The organism is Paraburkholderia sp. Ac-20347, assembly GCF_017104805.1.
Taxonomy (GTDB): Bacteria; Pseudomonadota; Gammaproteobacteria; order Burkholderiales; family Burkholderiaceae; genus Paraburkholderia; species Paraburkholderia tropica.
Genome location: NZ_JAAGPN010000255.1, coordinates 1 through 11,769 on the forward strand (window position 1 = coordinate 1; position 11,769 = coordinate 11,769).

Here is an 11,769-nt window from a genome sequence, read left to right on the forward strand (position 1 = left end):
GGACGCGGCATGCGCGCCGTGCGCGACGCCGCCAGTCTCGCCGACGCCTGGGCGCGCTGCGAATCGGAAGCGCGCGCGGCCTTCGGCAACGGCGCGCTGTACGTCGAACGGTTGATCGAGCACGCGCGTCATGTGGAAGTGCAGATCGTCGGCGACGGCACGCACGCGAGCCATCTCTGGGAGCGCGATTGCAGTCTGCAACGGCGTCATCAGAAAGTGATCGAGATCGCGCCCGCGCCGCATCTCGACGGGGCGATGCGGCGCAAGATCATCGAGGCGGCGCTCACGCTCGCGCGCGCCGTGCAGTATCGCGGCATCGGCACGTTCGAATTTCTCGTCGATACCGCGCGCGGCGACTTCGTGTTCATGGAGGCGAATCCGCGCGTGCAGGTCGAGCATTGCGTGACGGAAGCCGTCACCGGCGTCGATCTCGTGCGCACGCAGTTGCGCCTCGCCGAAGGCGCGACGCTCGCCGACCTGCGGCTGCAAGATCCGCCGCCCGTGCGCGGCTTCGCGGTGCAGGCGCGCGTCAATCTGGAAACGATGCAGCCCGATGGCAGCGCGCGCGCGGCGGGCGGCACGCTGAGCGCCTACGAGCCGCCGAGCGGCGCGGGACTGCGCGTGGACGGCTACGGCTATGCGGGCTACACGACGAGCCCGAGCTACGACTCGCTGCTCGCGAAAGTGATCGCGCACGCCGACGACTTCGCAGGCGCGCTGCGCCGCGCGTATCGCGGCCTGTGCGAGTTCCGGCTCGAAGGCGTAGCGAACACGCTGCCGTTTCTGCAGACGGTGTTGCAGCGCCCCGAACTGCCGGGCTATGACATCGATACGCGCTTCATCGAACGTCATATCGGCGAGCTGATCGCGTCGAGCGGGCAGGCGCATCCGCAACTGCATTTCCGCGCCGATCCGGCAAGCGCCGCGCATTCGCCGTCCAGCGCCGATGCACAAAACGTAGATAGCGCGCCGCCAGGCTGCGTGCCGCTCGTCGCGCCGAGTCAGGGCGTGCTCGTGAGCCTCGACGTGCAGCCCGGCGACGCCGTCGCCGTCGGCCAGCAAGTCGCCGTGCTCGAAGCGATGAAGATGGAGTTCGTCGTCCAGGCCACGCAAAGCGGCATCGTGCGCGCGCTCGCGCTCGAACCCGGCGGCAGCGTGTTCGAAGGCGCGCCGCTGCTGTTCATCGAACCCGCCGACGTGGCTGCGACCGGCATCGAGACCGAAGCGAGCCGCGACCTCGCGCACATTCGCGCCGACCTCGCCGAAGTGCTCGAACGCCATGCGCTCACGCGCGACGAACGCCGTCCGCACGCGGTCGCGAAGCGGCGCAAGACCGGCCAGCGCACCGCGCGCGAGAATCTCGACGATCTGCTCGACGCCGATAGCTTCGTCGAATACGGCGCGCTTGCGCTCGCCGCACAGCGCGGCCGCCGTCCGCTCGACGATCTCATCGCGCAGAGTCCCGCCGACGGCCTGATCGCCGGCATCGGCACCGTGAACGCCGCGCGCTTCGGCGCGCAGGCCGCGCGCTGCATGGCGATCGCCTACGACTACACGGTGTTCGCGGGCACGCAGGGCATGATGAGCCACAAGAAAACCGACCGCATGCTGCAACTCGCGGAGCAATGGCGGCTGCCGCTCGTGCTGTTCGCGGAAGGCGGCGGCGGGCGTCCCGGCGACACCGACCATGTCGGCGTCGCGGGCCTCGACTGCCGCACCTTCGCGAGCATGGCGCGGCTCTCCGGCCAGGTGCCGCTCGTGGGCGTCGTGTCGGGACGCTGTTTCGCGGGCAATGCGGCGCTGCTCGGCTGCTGCGATGTGATCATCGCCACGCGCAACGCGAGCATCGGCATGGCCGGACCGGCGATGATCGAAGGCGGCGGCCTCGGCAAGTTCTCGCCCGAGGAAGTGGGCCCGACCAGCGTGCAGTCGCCCAACGGCGTGATCGATATTCTGGTGGATGACGAAGCGGCCGCCGTGCGCGTCGCGAAGCACTATCTCTCGTATTTTCAGGGGCCGTTTGCGTCATCCGCACAGGACGGCGATGGCGAGTGCGCCGATCAGCGGCTGTTGCGCGAGGCGATTCCGGAGAACCGGCTGCGCGTCTACGACATCCGCCGCGTGATCGAGACGCTCGCCGACACCGGCTCCGTGCTCGAACTGCGTCGCGACTTTGCGCCGGGCCTCATCACCGCGTTCGTGCGCATCGAAGGCAAACCGTTCGGGCTGCTGGCGAATAACCCAATGCATCTCGGCGGCGCGATCGACGCGCAGGCGGGCGACAAGGCCGCGCGCTTCATGCAGTTGTGCGACACCTTCGGCATCCCGCTGGTCTCGCTGTGCGACACGCCCGGTTTCATGGTCGGCCCCGATTCGGAAAAGCAGGCCACGGTGCGGCACGTCTCGCGCATGTTCGTCGCGGGCGCGAGCCTGCGCGTGCCGTTTTTCACCGTCGTGCTGCGCAAGGGCTACGGGCTCGGCGCGCAGGCGATGGCGGCGGGCAGCTTCCACGCGCCGCTGTTCACCATCGCGTGGCCGAGCGGCGAGTTCGGCGCGATGGGGCTCGAAGGCGCGGTGCGGCTCGGCTACGCCAAGGAACTCGCGGCCATCGACGATCCCGCCGAACGGCAAGCGCTGTTCGAACGCATGGTCGCCGACGCGTATCGCAACGGCAAGGCCATCAACATGGCGAGTTTCCTCGAAATCGACGGCGTGATCGATCCCGCCGACACGCGTCGCTGGCTCATGCGCGGACTCAACGCGAGCCAGCCGCCCGCGAACGGTTCGACGGCGGCGGTGCACGACGCGAAGCGGCGTTTCGTCGATACGTGGTGACGCGCGAATCTTCACTCAAGGAGCAAGGGCAATGAATCCAGGCAGCAGAGCAGACGCAGCAGACGCAGAGAGCGCCGAAGGACTCGTGCAGATCGACATCGCGGACGGCGTCGCCGACGTGCGACTCAATCGCGCGGAAAAGATGAACGCGCTGAACCCCGGCATGTTCGCGGCGCTCATCGCCGCGGGCGAGCGGCTCGCGAGCGCAGCCGATCTGCGCGCCGTCGTGCTCTCGGGCAACGGCAAGGCGTTTTGCGCGGGCCTCGACATGCAGAGCATGGCCGCGCTCGCGCAGACCACGCGCGCGACGCCCATCGCCGTGCGCACGCGCGGCCTGAGCAACGACTTCCAGTACATCTGCACGCTCTGGCGCGAGCTGCCGGTGCCGGTGATCGCGGCCGTGCACGGCGTGGCGTTCGGCGGCGGGCTGCAACTCGCGCTGGGCGCGGACATGCGCTACGTGACGCCCGACGCGCGGCTCTCCGTGATGGAAATGAAGTGGGGCCTCGTGCCCGATATGGGCGGCATGGTGCTCACGCGCGACCTCGTGCGCGACGACCGTCTGCGCGAGCTGATCTATACGGCGCGTGTGGTGGCAGGACCGGAGGCCGTCGAAATCGGTCTCGCCACGCGCGTGAGCGACGATCCGCTCGCGCTCGCTTTGCAAACGGCGCGCGAGATCGCACAGAAAAGCCCCGATGCGATCCGCGCCGCCAAGCGGCTGTTGCACGTCGCCTCGCGCGGCGACGCGGCGGCCACGCTGATCGCCGAATCGGTCGAGCAGGATGCGCTGATCGGCGGCGCGAATCAGCGTGAAGCCGTGCTCGCGAACGTCGAGCAACGCGCGCCGCGCTTCGTCGCGGCCACGCCGCATCGCGTGGAGGAACCGTCATGAACGCACCGCAACTGCCGCAATTCGAAACGCTGCGCTACGCGGTCGAGGACGGCATCGCCACGATCACGCTGCATCGGCCGGAAAAACTCAACGCATTCACCGCGACGATGATGCAGGAGCTGATCGCCGCCTTCGACGCCACCGACGCCGACGACGCCGTGCGCTGCGTGATCGTCACCGGTTCGGGGCGCGCGTTCTGCGCGGGCGCGGATCTGTCCTCGGGCGGCGAAACCTTCGACTACGCGAAGCGCCTCGGCACGAGCGTGGACACCGTGCATCGCGACGGCGGCGGCCGCGTCGCGCTGCGCATCTTCCGCAGCCTCAAGCCGGTGATCGGCGCGATCAACGGCGCGGCGGTCGGCATCGGCGTGACCATGCAGTTGCCGATGGACATCCGCATTGCGTCTGCGGACGCGAAATTCGGCTTCGTGTTCGGGCGACGCGGCATCACGCCCGAAGCGGCTTCGTCGTGGTTTCTGTCGCGCGTGGTGGGGATTTCGTCGGCACTCGAATGGTGCTTCACGGGACGCGTGTTCAGCGCGCAGGAAGCGCTGGAGCGCGGGCTCGTGCGCTCCGTTCACGCCGCGGAGGACCTGCTGCCTGCCGCCCACGCGCTCGCCCGCGAGATCGCCGACAACGTCGCGCCGGTGTCCGCCGCCATTGCGCGGCAGATGATCTGGCGCATGGCGGGCGCGCAGCATCCGATGGAAGCGCACCGCCTCGACAGCCGCGCGATCCAGTCGCGCGGGCGCTCGGCGGACGCGGCCGAAGGCGTGAGCGCGTTCCTCGACAAGCGCGCGGCGGCGTTCCCCAATCGCGTCTCCACCGACATGCCGGACTTCTTCGACTGGCAGAGCGAGCCGCCGTTCATCTGAGCGATGCGGCCCACGGTGCGCCTCGAAATGGGGACGAGGCGCACGCTGCGCAGGGAACCCTGACTCGCACGCGATGTCCCTTTCAAGTACCCTACGGGTCTGCCCGCAGGGCATGCGCCGCGCGCGGCGCGTGTTTGAACACGTGTCGGAATACGTGTTTGAGCGCTTGTTTCAACGCTTGAAAAGGAACCCGCATTACCCCATGACCGTGCATGAAATCTGGTTTGCGCCGCTGGTCGGCGCGCTCGTCTTGCTGGCCGCCGCCTTCGCCGTGGCCGCCATCGTTCACTTCCTGCTGTTCCGCGTGGTCGCGCGTCTCGCGCGGCGCTCCACCACCCGCATCGACGACGCCCTGTTCGAATTCGGCGCGTTCAAATGGCTCAGCCGCGTCGCGCCCTTCGTCGTCATCAAGCTCGGTCTCGGTATGGTGCCGGGTCTGCCCGACACCGCGCTGCAACTCGCCGACAAGATCGTCTTCGCGATGATCGTCTTCCTGGTCACGATGACGATCAGCGCCACGCTCTCCGCGCTCGAACACAGTCATCGCACGGCGCGCCAGGATCAGCCGCGCCTCTCGCTCAAGGGCGCGATGCAGCTCGTCAAGCTCGTGATGTTCATCACCGCGGCGCTGGTCGTGATCGGCGACGCCACGGGCAAGCAGATCGGCCTGCTGCTCTCGGGCATCGGCGCGATGTCGGCGGTGCTCATGCTGATCTTCAAGGACACGCTGCTCGGGCTCGTCGCGGGCGTGCAGCTCTCGTCGAACGACATGCTGCGCATCGGCGACTGGATCACGATGCCGAGCTCGGGCGCGGACGGCACCGTCGTCGACATCACGCTGAACACCGTGAAAGTGGTGAATTTCGACAACACCATCATCACGATCCCGACGTGGAAGCTCATCACCGAGAGCTACCAGAACTGGCGCGGCATGACGGAATCGGGCGGACGGCGCATCAAGCGCGCGCTCATGCTCGACGCGACCAGCGTGCGTTTTCTCGACACCGGCGAGATCGCGCGGCTCGAACGCCTCACGCTGCTCACCGACTATCTGAACGACAAGCGCCATGCGCTGACGCAGTTCAACGGCGCGCTCGGCAGCGCGGCCGACTGCGCGGCGAACCGTCGGCAACTCACCAATCTCGGCACGTTCCGCGCCTACGTGCAGGCGTATCTCGAACGCCATCCGCAGATTCATCACGAGATGACCTGCATGGTGCGGCAACTGGCGAGCGGTGCCGACGGCATTCCGCTCGAACTCTATTGCTTCACCAACACCACGAAGTGGAGCGATTACGAGGCAATTCAGGCCGATCTCTTCGACCACCTGATTGCCGTGCTGCCCGAGTTCGGCTTGCGTGTTTATCAGCAGCCGTCGGGCTATGACATGCAGCGGGGCTTGCAGGCGGCGCACGCCACGCTCACGGCGCGCGAGACTTCGCTCGCCGCGTGAGGTGGGCAGCGGTGCCCGCGATAGTGCCCACGATAATTCGCGCGGCCCGCTGCCAGGCGTCGAACGATCAGGCCGTCACGCGCGGCGTTTCGGTCTGGCCGCTCGCACCGGTCGTCAGTTCGTCCCGGTCCGACTCCGGCACTTCGCCGGCGCGGCGATGGATATCGTGCGTGACAAAACCCTGTTCGCGGCTAGGCACCGCGAACCAGTCTGGATGCGCAAACGACGCGCGGATGTCTTCGAGTCCGCTCGCCCAGTGCTCTTCCATCGTATCGACGCTGAACTCGTAATCCTTGTAGTGGCCTTCATACGGTTTGTTCTTGTAGATCAGATGCACCACGTTGATCGACGAACCGTCGGCCACGCTCTCGGCGAGACGGAACAGCGGGTCGCTGCGGCGCGTTTCGGGCGGCACATGCTCGAGCAGCTCCTTGATGAAGCGCGCGTGCTTCTGGCGATCGGCGAGCATGTTCGTGATCGCGCGCGTGCGGCTCGAATACTGGATGTCCTTCGCGCGTTCGGCCACGTCGAGGAAGTCGGCGGGCACGCTGCCGTTCGCGCTCCATAAATCGACCTGAAACACCAGCGTGTCCTTGTGGTCGGCATCGCGCAGCACTTCGGTGAGCGGCGTGTTCGAGACGAGACCGCCGTCCCAGTAGAACTCGCCGTCGATCTCCACGGCCGGAAAGCCCGGCGGCAGCGCGCCCGAGGCCATGAAGTGCTCGGGTTCGAGACGCATCTTCGCGTTGTCGAAATAGATCAGATTGCCGCTGCGCACGTTCACCGCGCCGACCGACACGCGGATCGGGCCGTCGTTGATGCGGTCGAAATCGGCGAAACGCTGCAGCGTGGCCTTGAGCGCGGCCGTGTCGTAATAGCTCACGGCCGTGGGCGGCGCCTTGTGCCAGCCCGCCACCGGCAGCGGCAGGCGCGGCGCGAAGAAGCCCGGCTGACCTTCGGTAAGCGCGCGGCTCGCGGCCCACATGCTGGCCCAGCGCCGCGACAGCGCCTGATGGCCGATCAGCGGCAGCGCCAACGCGCCGAGGTTGCCGAACCAGTCGAGCGGATGGCAGATCGACTCCCAGAAGCCGCGCAGCGCTTCAACGCGCTTGCCCGGTTCGTTGCCCGCGATGATCGCCGTGTTGAGCGCGCCGATCGACACGCCCGCGATGCGATGCGGTTCCACGCCCGACTGGGCGAGCCCTTCGAACACTCCGGCCTGATACGAGCCGAGCGCGCCGCCGCCCTGCAAAACAAGGGCGATTTCGTCGTAGCGCGGCAGCTCGACCGGCTTGCGCTCCTTGCGTGCGGTTGCGTCTTTTTTCGTGCTGCTGCGCATACGTTCTCCTCGCGTGATTTAGTGCATCGACCAGCCGTGCGTGACGAGCACCGACTGCCCCGTCAACGCGGCCGACTCGAAACCGGCGAGGAATGCCACCGTGTTCGCCACGTCGTCGAGCGTGGTGAATTCGCCGTCGACGGTGTCCTTGAGCATGACGTTCTTGACCACGTCGGCTTCGGAAATGCCGAGCGCCTTCGCCTGCTCGGGAATCTGCTTGTCGACGAGCGGCGTGCGCACGAAGCCCGGGCACACCACGTTCGCGCGCACGCCGCGCGGGCCGCCTTCCTTCGCCACCACGCGCGCGAGGCCGAGCAGGCCGTGCTTCGCGGTCACGTAGGCCGACTTCAGCTTCGACGCCTCGTGCGAATGCACCGAACCCATATAGACGATCGAGCCGCCCTTGCCGCTGCCGTACATATGTTTGAGCACGGCTTTGGTGGTGAGAAACGCGCCGTCCAGATGGATCGCGAGCATCTTCTTCCAGTCGGCGAACGGAAAGTCTTCGACCGGGCTGATGATCTGGATGCCCGCGTTCGACACCAGCACGTCGATGCCGCCGAACACCTTCACGGCTTCTTCGATGCCCGCGTTCACGGCTTCTTCATTGGTCACGTCCATCGCCACGGCGAGCGCCTTGCCGCCGGCCGACACGATGCTGTCGGCCACCTTGCCCGCCGCCGCGAGGTTCAGGTCGGCGATCACGACCGCCGCGCCCTGGCTGGCAAACGTCCGCGCGCAATGTTCGCCGATGCCGCTCGCGGCCCCCGTGATGACTGCAACCTTGTTCTGCAACGACATAAGTAATCCTTAATTGTTTAGACAAATGTTAAAAAATGCACAGTGCATCAGGCTAGTTCGGTTTCGCGTTCGTCCAGACCGGTCTGGCGCGTGGACGCGGCGGCATTCGCATGGCCGGCCGATTCCGCGAGATAGTCGTACGCCACTTCGCCGATATCGAGCGTGAGGTCGGCGATCACGTGACGCGCGCCCACCACGCGGCGCACCGGCAGGTCGGCGACCGGCGCGAGCGCATGCGGATGCAGTTCGATCGCGGCCGGACCGCTCCACGCGCCATGCACCGTGACGTCGCGCAGATAGAAACGCACGAGTTCGCAGATGCGCGCGCTGCCGTCCACGTGCGGAATCACCTTGAGCAGATAGTTGGGCGTGTCGGCGAGCTTGCGGCGCTCGTCTTCGTTGTTCAGCACGTGATGCTTGTAGCCCATCGTGCCCGTGGCGATGCGCTGCGTGCCGTAGTCGAGCGTGCCGAGCAGCGTGTCGTTGCCGTCCACGGCGAGCACCGGGCGCGCGAGTTTCTTCGGGAAGCCCCAGATTTCGCGACCGCCCGCGATCGGGCCTTCGTCGTCGAGATACATCGAGTGCGTGTAGTTGCCGAGGCGGCCTTGCGGGTCGCGCACCGACACGACCTGGCCACTTTCGGTGTAGTCGCCGAAACCCGACGAGTCCGGCATGCGGATGAACTCGTAATGGACGAGATTGTTTTCCGGCGTGAGCGGCTCCGGCACGATCGCGCGCAGCGCGTCGGGGTCGGTCTCGTAGGAAATGATGAAGTACTCGCGATTGACGAAGCGGAACGGCGGACGCGGGTACGCGGGATTGTGCACAGGCATCGCGAAGGCTTCGCGGCGGATTTGGGCTTGATCCATTGTGTCCTCATGGCTGAGCTGCGGTAAAACGTCGCGACTAATCATAGAGGCAAACGGTGACGCGTTCGCATTTTTGGAGAATAAACACCGTTGCGATTCCGTTAATTAACAAGCCATCTGAAAGCATTAATTAACAGTTCGGGGTTTTATGAGATGAATCGATAATTCCGAAAGCCTTTCTTCATCGAGATTTCACGGCGTTTCTGTAAGCGGAGCGCCCCACGTTTTTCTTACAATTCAAATTGCACAATAGATTGATGTCAAACGTTGCAACAACACGGCGCATGCAATATTGGCAATGCGCGCGTGCACGGTGACGGTGCGACAATCGGCATGCCAATGAAAAAGGCGCGTCGCGCAACGAGTCGAACGACCGTGCGGCGAAGCGCCTGCGAGATGTCGAACCGGACGCGGCCGGTCAGAAGTTGTACTGCACGTAGATCTGGCTGAAGTTGATGCCGGGATTCGGATGCTTGAGGCCCGCGTTCGACAGATGCTGGAAGCGAAAGCCCGCCTGATAATTCTGGTGCTCGCCGAAGATCGCGCCCACGCCCACCATATCCGCGAATTGAAACGACGAGGAAAAGCTGCGGTCCGGCGTTTCGTCGACGTGCGACAGCAGACGCACGCCCACGCCCGCTTCGATGAACGGGCGAATGAAGCCCGAGTTCTTCACGAAGCGGAACACCGGCGTAAAACCGAACTCCCAGATGTTCGCATGCGAAGCCGGGCTCTCCCGCGTGTCCCAGTACGCCACGTGTCCTTCACCCACCACGGTGAAGTGATAGCCGCCTATCGACCACCATTGCCAGCCCGGATCCCACACGATGCCAAGATCCGCTTTCTTCACGTCATGATCCGCAACGCCACCCGCGAACTGAATGCCCCATTGATCGGCGTGCGCCGCCGTCGAGCCCGCGAGCAGTCCTGCGAAGAGAACCGCCACGGGCAGCTTTCGTTTTCGCATTTCTTCTCTCTTGTCGTTATTCGATTGTGGGTCCGCGCATGCCTTGAATGAAGAATGCGCTGAATCGAATGCTCGCGGATTATAAGATCTGAATCACATTTGTGAACGTTGCATGAATGCAATGAAGCATTACCGAAACCGGTAAAATCCTTACCACCGGAAAGCACAATTCGCTATTGCGTTTGGCGAAATAAATTCGATAAAAAAAGACCTCCGTTTTGCGCAAACGGAGGTCAAGTCGGTTTGGAGACCAGCATCGTTCATCGCCTGAACGACGCGTGCCAATCTTAATGCGCGAAACGCTCGCGATAAACGCGGGAGTGCGCATCAATCCTTTTCGTATGCAGCAGTAATGCGGATTCGTTAAGCCAGTCAGTTCGCGAGTCGGTCTGCAAGTCAATCCGCACAACGCGCTAGGCTTTTGAATTCCACGCGCCGGATGATGCGGCTTTCCTGCGCCACGATCAAATGCGCGGATGCCTGCAAATACGCGGGCCAATGCGGATCGGCATCGCGTGCGGTTCGGCGCGCGTCGTAATCGGCGATGCTTTCGTACGCCCAGAGATGCACAACCTGATTCAGCGCGCCAATGTCGCTCATATAAAAACCCACCGGCGCGCCCAGATACTTCAACTGGATCGGCATGGCGAGACGGTCGAATACGTCGATAAATTCGGCCATGCCGCGCGGACGGATCGTGTAAATGCGGTGATCGATAAAAGGCTTGCTCATACGCGTTTCTGCCTGATGGAAAGTCATGCCGCTACGCGCGTCGCGCGCCCGGCGTCTGCGGAGGCATCGACGGCGTTGTCGAGTGCGGCGAGATGGCGGCCCGTGAGGTAGCCGAAGGTCATGATCGGGCCGAGCGTGATGCCCGCGCCCGGATAGTTGCCGCCCATGATGCTCGCGCGGTCGTTGCCGACGGCGTAGAGGCCCGCGATGGCGCGGCCGTCGTCGGCGAGCACGGCGCCCTCCACGCTCGTGCGCAAACCGTCGAAGGTGCCGAGGTCGCCCATCACGACCTTCAGCGCGTAATACGGGCCGTCGCCGATCGGCGCGACGCACGGATTCGGGCGCTGTGCAGGGTCGGCGAGATAGCGGTTGAACGACGTCGTGCCGCGCCCGAACGCGGGATCTTCGCCGCGCACCGCATGCTCGTTGTAGCGGCGCACGGTCGCCTCGAGTCCGTGCGCGTCGATGCCTGCGCGCTGCGCGAGTTCGGCGAGCGTGCGCCCTTTCGCGAGATAGCCGTTGCGCAGCATCGGGCCGAGCGGCACCGGCGCGGGCTTCGCGTAGCCGAGGCCGTATTGGCGAATCGTCACGTGATCGCAGATCAGCCACATCGCGGTCTGCGCGTCGCCGCGGCACGCCTCGATCATCGCCGCGCCCACGTCGTGATACGAATTCGCTTCGTTGGTGAAGCGCTCGCCGCGACGCGTCACGCCGATGATGCCCGGCTTGTAGCGATCGAGCAGATGCGGGAACACCGCGAAGCGGCCCTTGCCGCGCGGTACGCGCGAGACCGGCATCCACGCGGCGGGCTGCGGATAACGCGGCGTCACGCGCGCGCCTGCACGCTCGGCCAGCCGCGCGCCGTCGCCGGTGTTGTCCTCCGGAACCGGCGATGCGTGCGTGCCGCCGCGTTGCAGATGCGCATAGGTTTGCACGGTGCGCACAGCGTCGTGCGAGAAGCCGCCGCCCGCGAGCACCACGGCGCGGCGCGCTGCAATCCGCC

General features: G+C 65.6%; 10 protein-coding genes. 4 read left to right on the forward strand and 6 right to left on the reverse strand.

Annotated elements, in window-relative coordinates; all coding sequences use genetic code 11:
• The 4 genes from G3N97_RS31315 to G3N97_RS31330 all read left to right on the forward strand — a co-directional run.
• Positions 1-2,835, forward strand: a 2,835-nt coding sequence (locus tag G3N97_RS31315) for a carboxyl transferase domain-containing protein (protein ID WP_205996824.1), incomplete at its 5' end; no start/stop codon positions are given.
• A 31-nt stretch (positions 2,836-2,866) separates the two neighbouring features.
• Entirely contained in the window at positions 2,867-3,730 is an 864-nt protein-coding gene (locus G3N97_RS31320) for a crotonase/enoyl-CoA hydratase family protein (RefSeq protein ID WP_205996825.1), read from the forward strand.
• Positions 3,727-4,605: a crotonase/enoyl-CoA hydratase family protein gene (locus G3N97_RS31325; protein ID WP_205996826.1), complete on the forward strand. Its 879-nt coding sequence runs from the start codon at positions 3,727-3,729 to the stop codon at positions 4,603-4,605. Before G3N97_RS31320 ends, G3N97_RS31325 begins: the two co-directional genes overlap by 4 nt.
• A 202-nt stretch (positions 4,606-4,807) precedes the next feature.
• Complete coding sequence (locus tag G3N97_RS31330) at positions 4,808-6,058, forward strand: mechanosensitive ion channel family protein (RefSeq protein WP_205996827.1); 1,251 nt, start codon at positions 4,808-4,810, stop codon at positions 6,056-6,058.
• Between the two features lie 67 nt (positions 6,059-6,125).
• Here G3N97_RS31330 and G3N97_RS31335 read toward each other — a convergent pair whose 3' ends face one another.
• The 6 genes from G3N97_RS31335 to G3N97_RS31360 form a co-directional block, all read right to left on the reverse strand.
• The gene (locus G3N97_RS31335; protein WP_205996828.1) at positions 6,126-7,397 is read right to left on the reverse strand and encodes a patatin-like phospholipase family protein; all 1,272 of its coding nucleotides are present in this window, start codon (positions 7,395-7,397) and stop codon (positions 6,126-6,128) included.
• 18 nt (positions 7,398-7,415) lie between these two features.
• Positions 7,416-8,198: a 3-hydroxybutyrate dehydrogenase gene (locus G3N97_RS31340; protein ID WP_205996829.1), complete on the reverse strand. Its 783-nt coding sequence runs from the start codon at positions 8,196-8,198 to the stop codon at positions 7,416-7,418.
• A 47-nt stretch (positions 8,199-8,245) separates the two neighbouring features.
• Complete coding sequence (locus G3N97_RS31345; protein ID WP_205996830.1) at positions 8,246-9,067, reverse strand: acetoacetate decarboxylase; 822 nt, start codon at positions 9,065-9,067, stop codon at positions 8,246-8,248.
• A gap of 418 nt (positions 9,068-9,485) precedes the next feature.
• Positions 9,486-10,034 (reverse strand): acyloxyacyl hydrolase, encoded by a 549-nt coding sequence (locus tag G3N97_RS31350; RefSeq protein WP_205996831.1) that lies wholly within the window; start codon positions 10,032-10,034, stop codon positions 9,486-9,488.
• Between the two features lie 396 nt (positions 10,035-10,430).
• Positions 10,431-10,766 (reverse strand): NIPSNAP family protein, encoded by a 336-nt coding sequence (locus tag G3N97_RS31355; protein WP_205996832.1) that lies wholly within the window; start codon positions 10,764-10,766, stop codon positions 10,431-10,433.
• Positions 10,767-10,789: 23 nt separating this feature from the next.
• On the reverse strand, positions 10,790-11,769 hold a 980-nt coding region (locus G3N97_RS31360; RefSeq protein ID WP_205996833.1), incomplete at its 5' end, for an FAD-binding protein.